Source organism: Streptomyces sp. ME02-8801-2C (assembly GCF_033793965.1).
Lineage (GTDB): Bacteria > Actinomycetota > Actinomycetes > Streptomycetales > Streptomycetaceae > Streptomyces.
Genome location: NZ_JARAXP010000016.1, coordinates 62,133 through 80,675, shown reverse-complemented (window position 1 = coordinate 80,675; position 18,543 = coordinate 62,133). Strand labels below are relative to the sequence as shown.

At 69.9% G+C, this 18,543-nt stretch carries 16 protein-coding genes; 9 read left to right on the top strand and 7 right to left on the bottom strand.

Going from position 1 to position 18,543, the window contains the following annotated elements; genetic code table 11:
• Nucleotides 1–254: 254 nt before the first annotated feature.
• From hemL to ccsB, 7 genes are all read left to right on the top strand, one after another.
• Nucleotides 255–1,565 carry a glutamate-1-semialdehyde 2,1-aminomutase gene (gene hemL, locus PV396_RS36335; protein WP_319212235.1) on the top strand — a complete coding sequence of 437 codons (1,311 nt, stop codon included), beginning with the start codon at nucleotides 255–257 and terminating at the stop codon, nucleotides 1,563–1,565.
• The gene (locus PV396_RS36330; RefSeq protein ID WP_319212074.1) at nucleotides 1,562–2,281 is read left to right on the top strand and encodes a histidine phosphatase family protein; all 720 of its coding nucleotides are present in this window, start codon (nucleotides 1,562–1,564) and stop codon (nucleotides 2,279–2,281) included. Before hemL ends, PV396_RS36330 begins: the two co-directional genes overlap by 4 nt.
• Nucleotides 2,282–2,449: 168 nt before the next feature.
• Nucleotides 2,450–3,763 (top strand): hypothetical protein, encoded by a 1,314-nt coding sequence (locus PV396_RS36325; RefSeq protein ID WP_319212072.1) that lies wholly within the window; start codon nucleotides 2,450–2,452, stop codon nucleotides 3,761–3,763.
• A gap of 123 nt (nucleotides 3,764–3,886) precedes the next feature.
• Nucleotides 3,887–4,522, top strand: coding sequence for a TlpA disulfide reductase family protein (locus PV396_RS36320; protein ID WP_319212070.1), 636 nt, complete (start codon nucleotides 3,887–3,889; stop codon nucleotides 4,520–4,522).
• Nucleotide 4,523: 1 nt separating this feature from the next.
• Complete coding sequence (locus tag PV396_RS36315; RefSeq protein WP_416071540.1) at nucleotides 4,524–5,318, top strand: cytochrome c biogenesis CcdA family protein; 795 nt, start codon at nucleotides 4,524–4,526, stop codon at nucleotides 5,316–5,318.
• A 3-nt stretch (nucleotides 5,319–5,321) separates the two neighbouring features.
• A complete protein-coding gene (locus PV396_RS36310) occupies nucleotides 5,322–7,034 on the top strand; it encodes a cytochrome c biogenesis protein ResB (RefSeq protein ID WP_319212068.1) in 1,713 nt (570 codons plus the stop codon).
• Nucleotides 7,035–8,126: a c-type cytochrome biogenesis protein CcsB gene (gene ccsB, locus PV396_RS36305; protein ID WP_319212066.1), complete on the top strand. Its 1,092-nt coding sequence runs from the start codon at nucleotides 7,035–7,037 to the stop codon at nucleotides 8,124–8,126.
• Nucleotides 8,127–8,147: 21 nt separating this feature from the next.
• On the opposite strand, the gene PV396_RS36300 is transcribed toward ccsB, so the two are convergent.
• From PV396_RS36300 to PV396_RS36285, 4 genes are all read right to left on the bottom strand, one after another.
• On the bottom strand, nucleotides 8,148–9,743 hold the full coding sequence (locus PV396_RS36300; RefSeq protein WP_319212064.1) for a hypothetical protein: 1,596 nt from the start codon (nucleotides 9,741–9,743) through the stop codon (nucleotides 8,148–8,150).
• Nucleotides 9,743–11,884 (bottom strand): hypothetical protein, encoded by a 2,142-nt coding sequence (locus tag PV396_RS36295; RefSeq protein ID WP_319212062.1) that lies wholly within the window; start codon nucleotides 11,882–11,884, stop codon nucleotides 9,743–9,745. The genes PV396_RS36300 and PV396_RS36295 overlap by 1 nt, the downstream gene beginning before the upstream one ends.
• Nucleotides 11,885–12,049: 165 nt before the next feature.
• Nucleotides 12,050–13,063 carry an isopenicillin N synthase family dioxygenase gene (locus PV396_RS36290; protein ID WP_319212060.1) on the bottom strand — a complete coding sequence of 338 codons (1,014 nt, stop codon included), beginning with the start codon at nucleotides 13,061–13,063 and terminating at the stop codon, nucleotides 12,050–12,052.
• Between the two features lie 92 nt (nucleotides 13,064–13,155).
• A complete protein-coding gene (locus tag PV396_RS36285; protein WP_319212058.1) occupies nucleotides 13,156–13,305 on the bottom strand; it encodes an Arc family DNA-binding protein in 150 nt (49 codons plus the stop codon).
• A gap of 20 nt (nucleotides 13,306–13,325) precedes the next feature.
• Here PV396_RS36285 and PV396_RS36280 point away from each other — a divergent pair, with 20 nt between their 5' ends.
• On the top strand, nucleotides 13,326–14,552 hold the full coding sequence (locus tag PV396_RS36280; protein ID WP_416071543.1) for an RNA-guided endonuclease InsQ/TnpB family protein: 1,227 nt from the start codon (nucleotides 13,326–13,328) through the stop codon (nucleotides 14,550–14,552).
• A 34-nt stretch (nucleotides 14,553–14,586) separates the two neighbouring features.
• On the opposite strand, the gene PV396_RS36275 is transcribed toward PV396_RS36280, so the two are convergent.
• Nucleotides 14,587–15,054 (bottom strand): nucleoside deaminase, encoded by a 468-nt coding sequence (locus PV396_RS36275; RefSeq protein WP_319212055.1) that lies wholly within the window; start codon nucleotides 15,052–15,054, stop codon nucleotides 14,587–14,589.
• Nucleotides 15,055–15,092: 38 nt separating this feature from the next.
• Nucleotides 15,093–16,049, bottom strand: a complete 957-nt coding sequence (locus tag PV396_RS36270; RefSeq protein ID WP_319212053.1) for a transglutaminase-like domain-containing protein — start codon at nucleotides 16,047–16,049, stop codon at nucleotides 15,093–15,095.
• A 179-nt stretch (nucleotides 16,050–16,228) separates the two neighbouring features.
• Here PV396_RS36270 and PV396_RS36265 point away from each other — a divergent pair, with 179 nt between their 5' ends.
• Nucleotides 16,229–17,761, top strand: coding sequence for a hypothetical protein (locus tag PV396_RS36265; RefSeq protein WP_319212051.1), 1,533 nt, complete (start codon nucleotides 16,229–16,231; stop codon nucleotides 17,759–17,761).
• 27 nt (nucleotides 17,762–17,788) lie between these two features.
• Here the strand turns inward: PV396_RS36265 and PV396_RS36260 are convergent, their stop codons facing one another.
• On the bottom strand, nucleotides 17,789–18,511 hold the full coding sequence (locus PV396_RS36260) for a MerR family transcriptional regulator (protein ID WP_319212050.1): 723 nt from the start codon (nucleotides 18,509–18,511) through the stop codon (nucleotides 17,789–17,791).
• Nucleotides 18,512–18,543: the final 32 nt, after the last annotated feature.

Sequence of the window (18,543 nt, the reverse complement as noted above, 5' to 3'; positions counted from 1 at the left end):
CTGTCCGCAGGATCTTCGCAGCCTCTGAACACCATCGTCCGCTCATCGTCCGTTAGATACGGGCCGATGAGCTGTGTGTCTCTGTGAGTCTCCGTGTGTGTCCGGTCCCAGTTTCGCAGACGGGTGGGGCCGACGCCCTGCTGTCGGGCCGCCTACCCTGAGGGGGTCACTGGCAGCAGGAGTCCGAGAAGCCGGAGAAGTCGCAGGTCATGAGCGAAACGTCTAGCGGGGCAGCCAGCGGGATGGCGAGTGGGATGCCCTATCCATACGAAGCGCCCGTCTCGCAGGGCCTCTTCGACCGTGCGACGGGTGTCACACCCGGCGGCGTCAATTCGCCGGTGCGCGCTTTCCGTGCCGTGGGCGGTACGCCCCGGTTCATGGTGTCGGGGCGTGGCCCGTATCTCACCGACGCCGACGGGCGCGAGTACGTCGACCTCGTCTGCTCCTGGGGGCCGATGATCCTCGGGCACTCCCGCCCGGAAGTCATCGCGGCCGTACAGGAAGCCGTCTCGCGCGGTACGTCCTTCGGTACGCCGGGGGAGGGCGAGGTCGCGCTCGCCGAGGAGATGGTCGCCCGTATCGACCCCCTCGAGCAGGTGCGGCTCGTGTCCAGCGGGACCGAGGCCACCATGTCGGCGATCCGTCTCGCCCGGGGATTCACCCGGCGCACCAAGGTGATCAAGTTCGCCGGGTGTTACCACGGTCACGTCGATTCGCTGCTCGCTGCGGCCGGGTCCGGTGTCGCCACCTTCGCGCTGCCCGACACCCCCGGTGTCACCGGGGCCCAGGCCGCCGACACCATCGTGCTCCCCTACAACGACCTCGACGCCGTGCACGCCGCGTTCGCCGCGCACCCCGGCGAGATCGCCTGCCTGATCACCGAGGCCTCCCCGGGCAACATGGGCGTCGTACCGCCGCTGCCCGGGTTCAATCAGGGGCTCGCCGATGCCTGCGCCGCCAACGGGGCGCTCTACGTGTCCGACGAGGTCATGACCGGGTTCCGTACCAGTCGCAGCGGCTGGTACGGGATCGACGGCGTCCGGCCCGACCTCATGACCTTCGGGAAGGTCATGGGCGGGGGATTCCCCGCCGCCGCCTTCGGGGGGCGCGCCGACGTCATGGCGCACCTCGCGCCCGCCGGGCCCGTCTACCAGGCCGGCACCCTCTCCGGGAACCCCGTCGCCACCGCCGCCGGGCTCGCCCAGCTGCGGCTGCTCGACGAGGCGGCGTACGTCGCCGTCGACGCCGTCTCCGCCCAGCTCCAGGCGCTGGTGAGTGAGGCGCTCGGCAAGGAGGGCGTCGCGCACACCGTGCAGAACGCGTCCAACATGTTCTCCGTGTTCTTCACCGACCAGCCGGTCCGGGACTACGAGGGCGCCAAGGCGCAGGAGTCGTTCCGCTTCACCGCGTTCTTCCACTCCATGCTGGCGAACGGCGTCTATCTCCCGCCGTCGTCCTTCGAGTCCTGGTTCGTTTCCACCGCGCACGACGAGCGGGCCATCCAGAAAATCGCCGACGCCCTCCCGGCGGCGGCCCGTGCGGCAGCGGAGGCCACGGCGGCATGAGCGACAGCAACAGCAGCAGCAGCAGCGGGATCAGCGACTCCAACGGTGACATCACCGTCGTACACGTCATGCGGCACGGTGAAGTCGCCAACCCCGACGGGGTGTTGTACGGGCGGCTGGAGGGCTACCACCTCTCCGAGCTGGGCCGGCGGATGGCCGACCGGGTCGCCGAGCACCTCGCCTCCCGTGATGTGACGTACGTCTGCGCCTCCCCGCTGGAGCGGGCGCAGGAGACGGCGACGCCCATCGCCAAGGCGCACGGGCTCGATCTCGCCTCCGACGCGCGGCTCCTGGAGGCCGAGAACGTCTTCCAGGGGAAGACCTTCGGGGTCGGGGACGGGGCCCTGAAGCGGCCCGAGAACTGGAAGCACCTCGTCAACCCGTTCAAGCCGTCCTGGGGGGAGCCGTACGTCGACCAGGTCGTACGGATGATGGGGGCGCTGGACGCCGCCAAGGACGCCGCCCGTGGGCACGAGGCCGTGCTCGTCAGTCATCAGCTGCCGATCTGGATCGTGCGCAGCTATGTCGAGCGGCGCCGGCTCTGGCACGACCCCCGCAAGCGCCAGTGCACGCTCGCCTCCCTCACCACCTTCACCTACCGCGGCGACAAGATCGTGTCCGTCGGCTACACCGAGCCCGCCCGTGACCTCGTCCCGGCGCATCTGCTCGCGGGTGCGAAGCCGGTGAAGGGGAAGGGCAAGGCTTTCGGGGCGTAATCGCTCAGTGCCGCTTTTCAACCAATACTTCGGAAATTTTCGTCCGTTGAGTGATTAGTGACACAGTTGTTGCAATTGTTCCGAAGTGCGTGACAATACGGGGAACCTCCCTGTTCGTCGTGCCCTCTGACTGGGTGACCATCAGCGAGTACGACGAATGGGGATCCCATGCACGGCAAGAACGGTGACGGCTTCGGCGGCTTCAGTCGGCGGGGTGCGCTCGGCCTCGGCCTCGGTGCCGCCGCCGCTCTCGGTACCGCCGGCTGCGGAACCGTTCTGCAAGAGGGGTCGAAGGGGTCCGGAGGTTCCGGCGGGAAGAAGCAGCCTTCCGGCAAGCCGTCGCCCACCGCCACCGCGAGGCCCATCGGGGACGGCTCCACCTCGTTCACCGGCAAGCAGCCCCACCAGCCCGCCAGGCCCGAGCCGTTGGAGGCCGGGCAGACCCCGCCGCAGTTCGTGGTCTTCTCCTGGGACGGCGCGGGGGAGGTCGGCAACGGTCTCTTCCCCCGCTTCCTGGAGCTCGCCAGGAAGCACGGCGCCCATATGACCTTCTTCCTCTCCGGGCTCTACCTCCTGCCCGAGTCGCAGAAGCGCAAGTACCTCCCGCCGAACAACGCCCCCGGCGCCTCCGACATCGGCTACCTCACCGACGACCACGTCAGGGCGACCCTCACCAACGTCCGGCAGGCCTGGCTCGACGGTCACGAGATAGGCACCCACTTCAACGGCCACTTCTGCTCCGGACACGGCACGGTCGCCAACTGGACGCCCCAGCAGTGGCACAGCGAGATACAGCAGGCCAAGGGCTTCGTGAAGGAGTGGCGCACCAACACCGGGTGGACCGACCTGCCCTCGCTCCCCTTCGACTACGACAAGGAGCTCATCGGCGGCCGTACGCCCTGTCTCCTCGGCCAGAACAACCTGCTGCCCACCGCCCGCGAACTCGGCTGGCGCTACGACGCCTCCTCGCCCGGCGGCCGGCAGGTGTGGCCCACGAAGGCGAACGGCGTCTGGGACCTGCCCCTCCAGGCGATACCTTTCCCCGGCCACCAGTTCGAGGTCCTGTCCATGGACTACAACATCCTGGCCAACCAGTCGATCAACTCGACGAACGCGCCCGCCCACAACTACCCCGCCTGGCGCGAGCAGGCCACCGGCTCCTACATCGCCGGCTTCCGGCGGGCGTACGAGACGAACCGCGCGCCCTTCTTCATCGGCAACCACTTCGAGCACTGGAACGGCGGCATCTACATGGACGCCGTCGAGGCGGCCCTCGAGCACATCGCCCGGGAGAAGGAGAAGGGCGAGGACATACGGATGGTCTCCTTCCGGCAGTTCGTCGACTGGCTGGACGTCCAGAAGCCCGAGGTGCTGGAGAAGCTGCGGACCCTCGATGTCGGGCAGCAGCCGGTGGGCGGCTGGAACGGCTTCCTGGCCGACCCGCAGAAGACCGCGACCGGGGGCACGGAAACCGGCGCCTAAACCGGCAGCGCAACCAGCACCGGAACCAGCGCCGCAGAGGCCGGAAAGGCCGCCTGAAATGCGGGTTTCGGCCCGCAAGGGGGGTGCGCAAGATCCTCGGAACGGACATGCGAAACTTTTCACATGAGTGCCGCCAGTCGCGTCATCCCGTGCACGAACCGACCCCGTGGTCACGTCCGTAGCCGTCGGGCCGCCCTGCTCACCGCCGTTGTCGCCGCCTCCGCGCTCGCCCTGACCGCGTGCGGCAGCGGTCCGTCCGGGAGTTCCGGCGACACCAACTTCGTCGCCGACGGCGAGGGCATCGCGCACGTCGCCCAGGGGAAACGGTCCGCCGCGCCCGACCTCTCCGGCGAGACCATCGACGGCAAACAGCTCGACGTCGCCGCCTACAAGGGCAAGATCGTCGTCATCAACCTCTGGGGTTCCTGGTGCGGGCCCTGCCGCCTCGAGGCGAAGAACTTCGCCGCGGTCTCCGCCGACCTCAAGGACAAGGGCGTCGAGTTCGTCGGCATCAACACCGGCGACGCCACCACCCGCCCGGCGGTCGCCTTCGAGAAGCAGTACGGCATCACGTACCCGAGTCTGTACGACCCCACGGGCAAGCTGATGCTCCGCTTCAAGAAGGGCACGCTCAACCCGCAGGCCATCCCCTCCACACTGATCATCGACCGGCAGGGCAAGATCGCCGCCCGCACCCTCCAGGCGCTCAGCGAGGACAACCTCCGCAAGATGCTCAAGCCCGTCCTCGCGGAGAAGTGACATGAGCGGGATGTCCCAGGTGCCCGTTCTCCTCACGCTCGCCGACTCCGTGCCCGAGGCGAACCAGACCGTGATGAGCGGGGCCTTGATACTGGCCCTGCCGATCGCCCTGCTCGGGGGCCTCGTCTCCTTCTTCTCGCCCTGCGTGCTGCCCCTCGTACCCGGCTACCTCTCGTACGTCACCGGTGTCACCGGCACCGACCTCGGTGACGCCCGCCGGGGGCGGATGGTCGCGGGGGCCTCGCTCTTCGTCCTCGGGTTCACCGCCGTCTTCGTGTCCACGGGGGCCCTGTTCGGGTACTTCGGGCAGACGCTGCAGGAGCATCAGGCCACGCTGTCCAAGGTGCTCGGCGTCCTCATGATCCTCATGGGTGTCTTCTTCATGGGCATGATGCCCTGGCTCACCCAGCGCGAGTTCCGCTTCCACAGGAAGCCCGCCACCGGGCTGCTCGGCGCCCCTCTCCTCGGCGCGCTGTTCGGCATCGGCTGGACGCCCTGCATCGGTCCGACCCTCGCCTCCGTCAACAGCCTCGCCTTCGACCAGGCCAGCGCGGGGCGCGGGGCCGTACTGACGGTCGCCTACTGCCTCGGCCTGGGTATCCCGTTCGTGCTCGCCGCGGTCGCGTTCCGCAAGGCGCTGGGTGCGTTCGGCTGGGTCAAGCGCCACTATGTCTGGGTCATGCGCATCGGCGGCACGATGATGATCCTTACCGGTGTGCTGCTCCTTACCGGCGCGTGGGACCGTCTGGTGCAGGAGATGCAGACCTGGTCCGACGGCTTCACTGTGGGGATCTGATCGATGAGCAACAGCACCACCACCGGCAGCGCCCCTGCCCCGGCTCCGGGGAGCGGTGACGACCAGGAGCTCGGCGCCGCCGCCTCCCAGTTGTCGACCGCCCCCCAGGAGGACGCGCCGAACCTGCCGTCCCTGGGTGTCCTCGGCTGGTTCCGCTGGTTCTGGCGGCAGCTCACCTCGATGCGGGTCGCCCTGCTGCTGCTGTTCCTGCTGTCGCTCGGGGCGATCCCCGGCTCGCTGATCCCGCAGTCCGGGACGGACGAGACCAAGGTCGCCGACTTCATGCAGCGGCACAGCTTCATCGGGCCGATCTACGACAAGCTCGGGCTGTTCCACGTCTACAGCTCGGTGTGGTTCTCCGCGATCTACATCCTTCTCTTCATCTCCCTCATCGGCTGCATCGTGCCCCGCACCTGGCAGTTCGTGGGCCAGCTGCGCGGTCGCCCGCCGGGCGCGCCCCGCCGGCTGACCCGGCTGCCCGCGTACACGACGTGGCGTACCGAGGCCGAGCCGGAGCAGGTACGCGAGGCGGCCCTCGTACTGCTGAAAAAGCGCCGCTTCCGTGCCCATGTCGCCGGGGACGCGGTCGCCGCCGAGAAGGGCTATCTGCGCGAGGTCGGCAACCTCGCCTTCCACATCGCGCTGATCGTGATGCTGACCTCCTTCGCCTGGGGCCAGTTGTTCAAGATGGAGGGCAACAAACTGGTCGTCGAGGGCGGCGGCTTCTCCAACACGATCACCCAGTACGACGACTTCAAGTCGGGCACCCTCTTCAACACGGACGACCTCGACCCCTTCAGCTTCACCCTGAAGGACTTCAAGGGCACGTACGAGGAGTCCGGGCCCAACCGCGGTACCCCGCGCACCTTCCAGGCCGACCTCGACTACAGCGTGGGCGCGTACGGCAAGGCGAAGAAGCGCGTCGTGAAGGTCAACGAGCCGCTGGTGATCGGCGACTCGAAGGTCTACCTCACCGCCCACGGCTATGCGCCCGTCCTCACCATCCGCGACGGCAAGGGTGACGTCGTCTTCGACCAGGCCGTGGCCCTCCTCCCCCTCGACTCCAACGTCACCTCCTCCGGTGCGATCAAGGTCCTGGACGGCTACCGCAACGCCAAGGGCGTCGACGAACAGCTCGGCATCCAGGCCTTCTTCCTGCCCACGTACGTGCCGGGCAACGAGATCGCCTCGCAGTTCCCCGCGCTGGACAACCCGGTGCTGAACCTGGCGCCGTACCACGGCGACCTCGGGATCAACGCCGGGCTCCCGCAGAGCGTGTACCAGATCGACAAGAGCCATATGAAGGAGTTCAAGGACGCCAAGGGCCAGCAGTTGCGGGTGAACCTGCGGCCCGGCGAGACCATGAAACTCCCGGGCGGCGCCGGTTCCATCACCTACGACCGCACCCAGGAATGGGCCAACTTCCAGGTCACCCGGCAGCCCGCCGCCGGCTGGGCGCTCGGCGGCGCGATCGTCGCCATCTTCGGCCTCGCCGGCTCCCTGTTCATCCAGCGCCGACGGGTGTGGGTGCGGGCTGCCGAGGGTCCCGACGGCGTCACCGTCGTCGAGATGGGCGGCCTCGGCCGCAGCGAGTCCGCGAAGGTGCCCGAGGAACTCGGCGTCATCGCCGGGATCCTGTACGACCAGGCGCCAGGCGCCCCCGACACCCCCGACCCCGATACTTCCGCCGTACCTGCCGAAGGGGCTGAGAAGTAAATGACGACTCTCGCCACCGCGACCAACGAGCACCTCGCGAACATCAGCAACACGCTGATCTACTCCTCGATGGCCGTCTACACGCTGGCCTTCTTCACCTACATCGCCGAGTGGATCTTCGGCAGCCGCAGCAAGGTCAGCCGTACGGCCGCCGCGCTCACCGCGAAGCCGGCCGGGAAGGCCGGGGCGAAGGCGCCGGAGGTGACCGTCAAGAACGCGGGCGGTACGGCCGTGCTGGAGCGGCCGAAGGTCGTCGTGCGGGCCGGGGCGGGGGCCCGGGACGTGCCGGACGGGCCCGGTGCCCATGGCGGGGACGCGCAGGGCGACCTGTATGGGCGTATCGCCGTGTCCCTCACCGTGGTCGCGTTCCTCGTGGAGTTCGCCGGGGTGCTGGCCCGCGCGCTGTCCGTGCAGCGGGCGCCGTGGGGCAACATGTACGAGTTCAACCTCACCTTCTCCACCACCGCCGTGGGTGTGTACCTCGTCTTCCTCGCGCTGAAGAAGGACATCCGCTGGCTCGGCCTGCCCCTGGTCACGACGGTCCTCCTCGACCTCGGCCTCGCGGTCACCGTCCTGTACACGGCCAGCGACCAGCTGGTCCCCGCCCTGCACTCGTACTGGCTGTACATCCACGTCTCCACGGCGATCCTCTGCGGTGCCGTCTTCTACGTGGGCGCGGTCGCCACGATCCTGTACCTCTTCAAGGACTCGTACGAGAACAAGCTCGCCTCCGGCGGCAAGCCCGGCAGCTTCGCGACCTCGGTCATGGAGCGACTGCCCGCCTCGGCGTCCCTCGACAAGTTCTCGTACCGCGTGAACGCGGCCGTCTTCCCGCTGTGGACGTTCACGATCATCGCGGGCGCCATCTGGGCGGGCGACGCGTGGGGCCGCTACTGGGGCTGGGACCCCAAGGAGACCTGGGCGTTCATCACCTGGGTCGCCTACGCGACCTATCTGCACGCCCGCGCCACGGCCGGCTGGAAGGGCCGCAAGGCCGCGTACATCGCGCTGATCGCCTTCGCGTGCTTCCTCTTCAACTACTACGGCGTCAACATCTTCGTCAGCGGTAAGCACTCGTACGCGGGCGTGTAACTCCCGGAAGGGGACGAGGAGTTACGACGGCGGCAGGCAGTCCTTCTGCGGCGGCCTGCCCGTCGGCCAGGCGATCTCGACGAAACGGGCGTGCCGGTCGGGGGTCAGCTCCACGATTGGTACGGCCTTGTCGTACGGGTTGCCGTAGTTGTCGAGGCAGATCCAGCCGCTCGCGCCGTTCACCCGGCCCGACGAGCCCTTGATGAGCGTCCACTCGTCGCCCACGTCGGCGAGCGTGGGCGCCGCCTGGCCGCGCGGGGTCGCCTCGCGGATGCCCTCGACGGTCAGCCGCATCGCGTCGTACGCGATGATCAGCTGGCCGTCCTCCAGGTCGATGTCACCGATCGGGGACGGCTGGTCGCTCTTGCCCGACTTGTTGGCCCCGGCGGCGCTCAGCAGTTCGTTCAGCTCCTGGGCGTCGGCCGCCGAACCCCCCGTCTTCGGGGGGTTCTTGAGCCAGGCGTCCGGGTGCGCGAGAGCGCTGTAGCGCACCGAGACACCGTGCTTGAGGGCCTCCGGGTCGAGCTTCTTGTCACCGGTGAGATACGACGCGTCGTCCCCGGTCAGGATGGTGAACTCCCGCTGCTGACAGCCGCGTTCGCCGAGCGCGTTGATGAACTGGCGCAGCTGGGTGTGGCGTCCGGCGAACAGGATGGTGTTCACACCGGGCGCGGTGTCGCACACCAGCTCCCTGATCTGCCGGAAGTCGTTGGCGGTGGTCCCCTCCTTGGTGCGGTCGGCGAGCGGGGTGAAGGGCCACGGCTGGTAGCGCGACCCGGTCAGCAGCTTCTCGAACGACGCCTGGAGGGTGAGCGTGTACGGGTCGCCCGGATCGTCGTACACCAGCACCGCCTTGTCGGCGGCAACCTTGGCGAAGGAGGCGAGCGCGCGGGCCTCGTCGGTGTTGGTGGGGGCGGTACGGGCCAGCCCCGGGAAGGGCTTCGGGCCCGCAGGGTCGCCCTGCCGCCCGTTGGCGAGGCTGTCGGCCGTGATGGACGTGCCGACGACGGGGATACCGCGCCTGGTCAGCTCCTTCACGGCGAGGGTGTTCTCCTCGGTGCTCAGCCCGATCCCGGTGACCGCGCGCAGCCGGTCCGAGGTCTTCGTCATCCGCTCCAGCTCGTCGACCGTGTGCTCCCAATAGGCGCCCGTACGGCCCGGGTTGGCCAGCACCAGCCGGATCGGCGGGCCCTCGCCGTTCGCGTCGTGGTTCACCTTCCACTGGGCGAGATACGCGCCCTGGAGCTCGTGCAGCACATCCCCGAGGTTGTCCGCGTCGGTCGCGGTGAACGGCTCGAAGAGGGCGACGGTGACATACCCGGCCTGGCCCTGGGCGAGGGAGTCGTTCTCGCGGTCGATCGCCCTGATGGTGTCGGCGAGCTGCTCCCGGCCGAAGGCGAAGTCGGTCGTCGACACGCCCACGCACTCGTCGCTGTCCGCCGGACGCACGACCCCGGGCGCGCAGGAACGGTCGTCGTGCGTCAGCGACCTGACCGCGAAGCCGATCCCGGCCACCAGCGCCACCGTGACCAGCACGGCCAGATAGCGGCGCAGCGGAATCGCCCAGACCCCCTCCCGCAGCCACGCCCCGACACCCCTGAACCCCGTGCGAGCCATCACGCGCCTCCGTCATTCCGGTTGCGGTCATCGGCGTCGGCGGTGTCGTCGTCGACGCCCGGCGCGCGCAGCGGGCGGCCGGTCAGAGCCGCCTCCGGCCACTCCTGCGAGGCCCGCCACAGCAGCGCGTTGCTGGCGCGCGGGTCGTTGGACAGCTGCTCCAGCTCGTAGCGCAGCCGGTCGCAGAGCCTGCGGTCGGGCAGCACCAGCGGATCGGTCAACTGCCAGACGGCGTGCAGGAGTCGGCGTACCCGCAGATGCAGTACGGCGTCCACGTCGGCCGGCGGCCGTTGCTCGGCGTCGGTGTGGCCGAAGGCGATCCGGGCGCGCTGGTGGTCGCCGCCGACGAAGTCGTGGCCCTCGGCGTCGTGCGCGTGGAAGTAGGGCGCCGACGCGATGAACAGCAGCGTGTCGAGCCAGATCCGGGTGTCGAGGGTGTGGAAGGTGTCGCGCAGATAGGCGACCGCCGGGCCGGTGTCGCCCAGGGCGAGTTCATGGTGGAGGCGGTAGCGGGCCTTCGACGGTTCGGGTCCCTCGTAGTGCTGGATGAGGTTCTCGTGGACGTCGCGCCACTTGCCGTGGTCGGCGTGCCGGTGGTGCAGGCGCAGCAGGAGCAGGGTGCGGACGAAGGCGTCGCCGACGAACTGCCCCGGGACGGCGGGCAGTCCCTCGGTCACCAGCCGCGTCTCCAGGGCGCGGACGCTCGACGGGCCGAAGTCGTCCGGGAGTTGGGCGGCGGCGAGCGCGCAGGCCGATTCGTGGTCGTGGGCGGCGGCGAGCACGGTCAGTTCGGTGAGCCGGTCGGCGGGGACGAGCCGGTCGAGGAGTTCGCGGTAGGCGGGGCGGCCCTCGCGGTCCTCGTGCAGGGTGAGTTCGGCGGTGAGCAGGGCGCCGAACGGCGCGGTGGGCGGGAGTTCGGGGAGGTTCTGCCGGGCGGACTCGGCGAGCAGGGCGATGCCCAGCGGGTTGCCGCAGGTCAACCGGTGCGTGGCGGGCGGAAGTTGGGCCGGGACGGCCACCGAGGTGCCTGTACAGACCGCGTCGACGATGTGCAGGGTGTCGTCGGAGGACAGCGGCGGCAGCGACACCAGCAGGGCCCGCGAGGAGGCCGTGTCGCCGGGTGTCCAACGGGTGCGCTGGGCGGTCTCGCGCAGATCCCGGCGTACCGCGTTGCGCAGCGGGGACCGGCCGCCGCTGCCGCGCACGGCGGCGATGAACGCGACCTGGTCGGCGATGCCCTCGGCCCGGTCGCGCAGCACCTGCTCGATCAGTTCGCGCCCCGGCGGACCCTGCGCGTTGTCGACCAGGACGAGCGGGCGGCCCAGGCGCTGGAGATGCGCCCGCACACCGGCGTAGGCGTCGGTGAGGTCGGCGAGCAGGGCCCGTACGAGATAGCGCTCGGCGTGCTCGCGGGAGGTGCCGCCGGCTCTGAAGTGGTCGGAGAGCAGGCGCAGTCCGAGTTCGGCGCGGTCGCCGGCGTTCGGATACGTGCGGTACCAGGTGGACGCCCGGCGCTGACGCGTACTGGATGAACGTTCCGTCATCGCCTCGAGCGTCGCCTCGATGACCGCCGACACCAGCGGGTCGTCGCTGATGGCCGCCGCGACCGCCTTCGCGGCCACCCGGCCCGCCCAGCGCGCGGCGAACCCGGTGAACCACGAGCCGCTCTCGTTGAGCAGCAGCATCCGCTGGACCTCCCACCGGATGCGCTCGGTGTCGGCGTTGCCCCAGCCGCCGGCGGCGACCGCGATCAGGCCCGACATCAGCCGGGGGAACGCGATCCGCCGGGCGCCGGTGACCGGCTCGGCGAGCTGCTCGGCGATCACCAGGAGCGCCTGTGCGAGCGGCGACCAGGACTGCGCCGGGCGCGCGTCGGGCGCGCCGGTGACCCGGGTGAACTGGGGGTCCTCGCAGTCGATCAGCGCGACCGGGGTGTGCCCCTGGTAGGCGCCGCGCAGCTCACCGAGGACGGCGCTCTTGCCGAGCCCGCGCCCGGCGGTGAGCACCACGAACGGTGGCTCGCGGGGGTGTTCGAGAGGGGCGGCGATGTGATGATGCGGTCGCAGTCCGACGAGCCGGGGCGCGAGCCCCGGCGGTTCGGTGTCGAAGAGCGCCCCGCGTCCGTGCAGCCGTCTGAGCACCGCATCCCTCCCCCTGGCGCGGTCCAGTGTGCTGTGTTTCGCAGCAACACCAGTGTAGGAAGAGGAAGTTGCATCGGACCAGATGGTGGGATGTCCGTTGAGTTACGAAATTATCGGGCCCGATGCTCACCTTTGAGCGATTACTGCTCGACCATCACTTGACGACTACTCGACGGTGATCGAGTCCAACTGCCCCCGCAGATAGACATGCGAGTCGAACGGCTCGTACGCGACCCGGCCCACCGGCGCGGGCACCGACTCGACGATCGTGCCCGGGGTGCACTCGCCGAAGTAGACGAGGGACATCAGCTCCTCGGTGGGCGAGTCGGCCGGCGGCGGCAGCACCCGGTGCCGGCCCGAACGCCACCGGTCGCCGGTCCAACGGGCCATCAGGTCACCGATGTTGATGGTGAACGCCTCGGGATCGAAGGGCGCGTCCTCCCAGCCGCCCGCGTCCGTGTAGACCTGCAGTCCGCCCTTCCCGGCCTGCCGGTCGAGGATGGTGACCGTCCCGAAGTCGGTGTGCGGCCCGATCCGGAACTGCCCCGGCTCCGGCTCGCCGACCACCTCGACCCCCGGGTACCAGTTGATGTTGAAGCCGTACGTCGGATGGTCCATGTGCCGGGAGAAGAAGTCGCGTTCGACGCCGAGCGCGTCCCCGAGGAGGGTGAGCAGCTCCTTCTCCAGCTCGCCCATCCGCTCGAGGTACTCCTCGCACAGCGCCCGCAGCCCGGGCGCCTCGGCGGGCCACACGTTGGGCGCGTACCACTCGGCGTTGACGGCCGGGTCGTCGAACGGCTCGTGTGTGGCGAACGACAGCGACTCCTTGAGGTCGGGCGGGGTCTCGGTCCCCTCCGAGTACCCGTTGGCCTCGGCCCCCGGACCCAGCCACCCCCGCCCGCCGACCTTCACCGCGTACCGCTCCTTCACCTCGGCGGGCAGCGCGAAGAAGGCACGGGCCGCCTCCCGGATGCCGGCCCGCAGGGCGGGGTCGACACCGTGCCCGGTGACCAGCAGGAAACCGGCGGTCTGGAGGGCCTGGTCGACGGTACGGGCGATCTCCTCGCGCGCCTGCGTGTCCCCGGACAGCCAGGGCCGCAGATCGACGGTCGGGATACGGGGCTCACCTGGTGACCGGAGGATGCCCTGGCCTTCAGGACCTCGTCGGGGCTCTCTCATTTTCCGTCTTCGCTTTCGTTGCGGGGTGGGACGGTGCAGGTGTGGGGGAATCCAGCTTCCCGTGTAACGGGGCAGGGGGAGCGGAATCGCCGTCAGGGCGATTCGTCGTCCACCTCAATGCTGCTGAGGGCGACCTCGATGAGGTGCAGGATCTCGGAGTTGATGGACCGCCGGTCCGCAGCGGCTTGTGCGGTCAGTCGGGCATGGAGGTCTTCGGGGATGCGCAACGCGAAACGAATCATGATGCTACGTTAGCCGCATGATGACATCACGTGAAGTGAGGGAGGCCGGGCGCGCCCGGTGGACCTACCGACTGCGCGTGTCGTCCACCGCCCGCACCGCCCTGGAAGCCGAGTGGGACCGGTGCCGGTGGGTGTGGAACGAGTGCGTCGCCAAGTCCAGGGCCGCGCACGCCTGGAACCGGTTCCGGCCCGAGGGTGAGGACAAGCGGACGTGCGGTCCGGCACAGCTCGACAAGATGCTGACCGAGGCCCGCGCCCGCACTCCGTGGCTGCGAGAGGGCTCGTCGGTTCCGCAGCAGCAGATCATCCGCGACTTCGGCACGTCCCGTGCGAAGGCGCAGAAGGACATTCGGGATCGTCTGCCCCAGCGGCAGCGGGCCGGGATGCCCAGGTGGAAGAAGAAGCGTGAGGCCGACCCGAGCTTGAACTACACGAAGCGCGGCTTCCGGCTGAAGGACGGGCGTCTGCACCTGGCGGGCAACATCGTGCTGACGGTCGTGTGGTCGCGGGACCTGCCCGCCGATCCCTCCTCGGTGCGGGTGTACCGGGACAGCGTCGGTCACTGGTATGCCTCGTTCGTCGTCCTTGCCGAAATCCAGCCGTTGCCCGGGACGGGCGCGGTGATCGGTGTCGACTGGGGTGTGAAGGAGACCGCCACCACCACCTCCAGCGCTCACGACCTCCCGCACGCCGAGTACGGCAGGAAAGCCCAGGCGAAACTGTCGCGGTACGACCGGATGATGGCCCGCCGCGCACCTGCCAAGGGACAGTCCGGCTCGAAGGGCTACCGCGAGGCCAAGAAGCTGCGCGCGAAGGCGTACAAGAAGGCCGCCCGGCAACGTGAGGACACCGGCCGCAAGTGGGCCAAGAAGGTCGTCCGCGACCATGACGCGATCGCGGTCGAGGATTTCCGCCCGAAGTTCCTCGCCAAGTCCTCGATGGCCCGCAAGGCAGCCGACGCCGCCATCGGCGCCACCAAGAAGGCCCTGACCGAAATGGGCCGCAAGCACGGCCGGGACGTCCGTCTCGTGCACCCCACACACACCACCATGGACTGCGGCAGATGCGGAGCGAGAGCCAAGCACGCACTGCCGCTGTCGGAACGTACCTACACCTGCACCGCATGTGGAGCTGTCTCGCCGAGAGACAAGAACTCCGCCCGCGTGATGCTTGCCCGGGCTGGTCTCAACCCGTCTGGTGTCGAGGGCGTAAGACCTCCAGGAGCGCTGCTCCACGAGGCTGCCTGAGCCAGGAATCCCCCTCGTTCGCGAGGGGGCGGATTCAATCACCAATGTCCTCATTCCACAGTGCGGGATTGTTGTTGATGAAGTCGCGCATCAGGCCGGCGCACTCGGGATCGTCGAGCAGCACGATCTCGACGCCGTGCTCGGCGAGCCAGTCGTGGCCGCCGTGAAAGGTGACGGCCTCTCCCACGATCACCCGGGAGATACCGAACTGCCTCACCAGCCCGGAGCAGTACCAGCAGGGGGAGAGCGTGGTGACCATGGTCGTCCCACGGTACGAGCGCTGCCGTCCCGCATTACGGAACGCGGCCGTCTCGGCGTGCATCGAGGGGTCACCGTCCTGCACGCGCCGGTTGTGCCCACGCCCGAGCAGCGTGCTGTCGGCGCCGTAGAGAGCGGCGCCGATCGGAATCCCACCCTCGGCGAGCCCGGCGCGGGCTTCGTCGACGGCTACGGAGAGCCATGCCTGTGCCTGAGCGTGATCCAGCTGGGGAACCTGATCCATGGGGTTCACCTTCCCTGTTTCACCCTCCGCGTCCCTTATCAGAAGGGCCGTAGATCGACGTGGCGTGGCGGGTTGTACTCGGACAGCTCCAGCACCGTCTGCGGAGTGCGTAGCCCGGCCTCCTCGGCGAAGATCCGCCGGGCGGCATCGAGGGACACGTCGTGGGGAGCGTCGGGGGCGACCACCAGTGAAGCCCGGTCGTACAGCGTACGCCGGGGCTCGGTCAGGGTCCGCCCGTCCTCCTCGGCCTCGGCCCCCCAGACATCCCACAGCAGGGTCTCCACCTTGTTCAGCGCGGCGAGGTCGAGCCGTACGTTGCCGGCCACGAACCACTCGCCGTTCAGCGGCCCCTCCTCCGGCGGGTACAGCCCGTAGGTGTCGGGGTCGGCGTCTCCGGCCCGGATGTCCCGCCAGGCCCGGCCCGCGACCTGGAAACGGTCGCGCGGTACGTCCATCGGGTCGAAGTCGACGTACCAGGCGGCGGTGACGTCGGGGTCGGTGAGCTGCGCGTCGGCGAGCAGCCAGCCGCGTGACTCGTCCCAGTACTCGGTGACGACGTGGTCGCAGTGGAAGCCGTCCGCCCGGAAGTAGTCGGCGAACCCGGACCGCACCCGGGCGGGAACGCCGCTGTGCCGCAGCAACGAGCAGTGCAGCAGTGCGAAGTCACGGCAGACGCCGACGAACCGGTCCCCGGCCACGCGCCGCCGGGTCAGCGGTGAGCCGTCGCGGGCGATGACGATCCGCAGGATGTCGTCGATGTAGCGGGCGTCGGCGTCGTGGTGCAGCCGGTCGGTGGGGTGCGTGTGGCGGAACTGGCCGCCCTCACCCCGGTGGATCAGCAAGTCGCGTGCTGTGCGGGCGAGTTGGGCGGGATCGGAGGGCAGGTCGGTGTACAGCCGGGCGAGGTCGCCGGGGTCGGAGAAGGTGCTGTGGGTGCGGTAGAAGGCGGCGGTCTCGGGCGAGAGGGTGGTGTGTGTGGGGTGTGCGGACGGCACGGTGAGGCTCCTTCGGGAGTATGGACTCGTTCGCGTGTTCGAATGCCGGCCGGCTCGCACCACCGTGCCAAAATCTGCCGCAAATTGTCCAGGGGACGGGGGACGGGAGAGGGGAACGACAGCGGGCCGAGCGGAAAAATGCCGGAACACCGGGCCGTACCCCCGCCAGAATGCCCCCTGTGAAGCATGCCGAAGTCCTGTGCGGGCTCGCCGCCAACACCGCCCTTCCCTCCGACCTCGTCGACCGGCTGATCGAACTCGCGGTCCCGGACGTCGACTTCCCCGACGACCTCGCCGACCGTGCCGACCTCAGCCACGCGCAGGCGCTCGCGCTGTACGCACGCGTCCCGGAGACCGGCGTACGGCTCGCCCGTGAGGGTCGGCTGACCGCCGCCGACGTCGACCCGGTCGCCCAGCCGGACACCGCGCTCGCGCTGCTCGACGAGGGGCGCGGCGACCCGGAGTGGGCCCGACTCCTCGTGGCGGACCCGTGGTTCCTGCGTCGGGAGCGGCTGGCCGAATGCGCGGGCCTCCCGGCCGATGTCGTCGAGACGCTCGCCGCGGACCCGGACGTGAACGTCGTCTCCGAACTCGCCCTGTACACAACGGCGCCGGAGATCGTCGCGAGACTCGCGCGGCATCCGCACACCGACGTCCGCCGGGCGTTGGCCTGGAACGAGGCGACGCCGCCGGCCGTACTGGCGTCGCTGCTGGGCGGCGACGGACTGCCGCCCGCGCGCCTGTGTCAGGTGTGCGACGCCGAGGAGACACCGCCGGCCCCACCCGCCCCCGACCGCGAGGAGCCCGACCTCGAACTGTGGGACACCTCCACCTGCGGCGGCTCCCACCGGTCCGCCGCACATCTCATCCGGTACACGGCCCTGTACAACCCGGCCACCCCCACCGAGGCCGCGGCCGCCTTCGTCGACCACCCGTCGAAGGACCTCCGCACGGCCCTCGCCCAACGCCCCGATCTCTCCCCGGAGTTGGGCCGACAGCTCGCCGCCGACCCCCATCCGGCCGTCCGGGCCGGCCTCGCCGAGAACCCGGCGACCGACGACGCCCTGATGCGTGCACTGGCCGACGACGAGGACGATGACGTACGGCGCCACCTCGCGCTCAACCCCAATGTGCCCCTCGACGTGCTCGTCCGCCTGGCCGCCACCAAGAAGTTCCGCGCCGACGCGCCACCACCCCGGATCGCCGCCGCGTCCCCCGCAGAGGTCGACGAACTGGCCCGCTCGAAGGACTCGACCGTACGGATGCTGCTCGCCCTGAGGCAGGATCTGCCCGTCGCGATCCGCGACGCGCTCGCCACCGACCCCGACGCCAAGGTGCTCAAGACCATCGCCCCGCACCCCGGCCTCTCCGAGGCGCAACTACGTGCCATGGTCGAGGGGCACGGAGTCCGCGTCCTCGCCAAGGTGGCGACCAACCCGGACGCGCCCGGCGCACTGCTGGAGGACCTCACCCGCCACCGGCCGCCCGTACAGAAGGCGTTCCGCGAAATAGCCCGCCACCCCAATGCGACCCCGCAGGCCCTGCTCACCTGCCTGGCGGACCACCGGGCAAGACCCATAGCCGCAGGCCACCCGGCCCTCCCACCCCAGGCCATCGTGGAACTGCTCGCCGACGACGACGGCGCGGTGGCGAGATCGGCGGCGGGCAATCCGTCGCTGCCGGGTGCGGTGATGCGAAATCTGGTGCCCTGACCGCCACAGGGCTGCCATCGGTCGCTGTCAGGTGTGCTCGATGAAGTCGATGTACTCCGCCAACCGCCCCGCCCCCGCCAGCATCGCCCGCGTACGACCCGCCAGTGTCTCCCCGCGTTCCGTGACCGCCGCTCGCAGTGCCTCCGTGCCGCCCTCCCGGCGCAGCTCCTCCAGCACCGGACGGATCTGGTCCAGGGGATAGTGGCTGCGGCGGAGGGTCTGGATCAGACGGGCGTCGCGGACGTCGTCGGGGCCGAACTGCCGGTAGCGCGTACCGCGTTCGCGGGCCGGGGTGAGCAGACCCGCCGCCTCCCACACGCGCAGCGCGGACGTCCGTACGCCGAGCAGCGCGGCCACCTCGCCGATGCGCAGGTCGGCGGTACGCGGCGCCGCCGCCGGAGGCCGCCGGCCGGCCAGCGCCTCCAGGGCCGCGCGTGTCGCCCGCAGCGCCGTCCGCTGCTCGTGCAGCCCGGCGTGCGCCGCGTCGACGAGTGCGAGGGCGCCCGGTACGTCCCCGTCGTGCAGGGCCCGCATGACGGCGGTCGCCGCCACCGGCCCGTACCCGGGTTGCAGGGCCCGGTAGGTCAGCAGCGCACGGCGGTGGACGTCCCCGAAGACGCGGTATCCCGACTCCGTCCGCTCCGCCGGGGGCAGGACGCCCGCGTCCTCGTAGTTGCGGATCTGCTGTGTCGACAGCCCCGACAGCCGGGCGAGATCGACGGGCCGCAGCCGTACCTCATGGTTCGTCACGGATTTGAAGCTTAGAGGGAGCGCAGGCCGTG

Bases quoted from the DNA above. Each gene is read 5' to 3' on its own strand.
- hemL (WP_319212235.1), top strand. From the start codon at position 255: ATGCCCTATCCATACGAAGCGCCCGTCTCGCAGGGCCTCTTCGACCGT.
- PV396_RS36330 (WP_319212074.1), top strand. From the start codon at position 1,562: ATGAGCGACAGCAACAGCAGCAGCAGCAGCGGGATCAGCGACTCCAAC.
- PV396_RS36325 (WP_319212072.1), top strand. From the start codon at position 2,450: ATGCACGGCAAGAACGGTGACGGCTTCGGCGGCTTCAGTCGGCGGGGT.
- PV396_RS36320 (WP_319212070.1), top strand. From the start codon at position 3,887: ATGAGTGCCGCCAGTCGCGTCATCCCGTGCACGAACCGACCCCGTGGT.
- PV396_RS36315 (WP_416071540.1), top strand. From the start codon at position 4,524: ATGAGCGGGATGTCCCAGGTGCCCGTTCTCCTCACGCTCGCCGACTCC.
- PV396_RS36310 (WP_319212068.1), top strand. From the start codon at position 5,322: ATGAGCAACAGCACCACCACCGGCAGCGCCCCTGCCCCGGCTCCGGGG.
- ccsB (WP_319212066.1), top strand. From the start codon at position 7,035: ATGACGACTCTCGCCACCGCGACCAACGAGCACCTCGCGAACATCAGC.
- PV396_RS36300 (WP_319212064.1), bottom strand. From the start codon at position 9,743: ATGGCTCGCACGGGGTTCAGGGGTGTCGGGGCGTGGCTGCGGGAGGGG.
- PV396_RS36290 (WP_319212060.1), bottom strand. From the start codon at position 13,063: ATGAGAGAGCCCCGACGAGGTCCTGAAGGCCAGGGCATCCTCCGGTCA.
- PV396_RS36285 (WP_319212058.1), bottom strand. From the start codon at position 13,305: ATGATTCGTTTCGCGTTGCGCATCCCCGAAGACCTCCATGCCCGACTG.
- PV396_RS36280 (WP_416071543.1), top strand. From the start codon at position 13,326: ATGACATCACGTGAAGTGAGGGAGGCCGGGCGCGCCCGGTGGACCTAC.
- PV396_RS36275 (WP_319212055.1), bottom strand. From the start codon at position 15,054: ATGGATCAGGTTCCCCAGCTGGATCACGCTCAGGCACAGGCATGGCTC.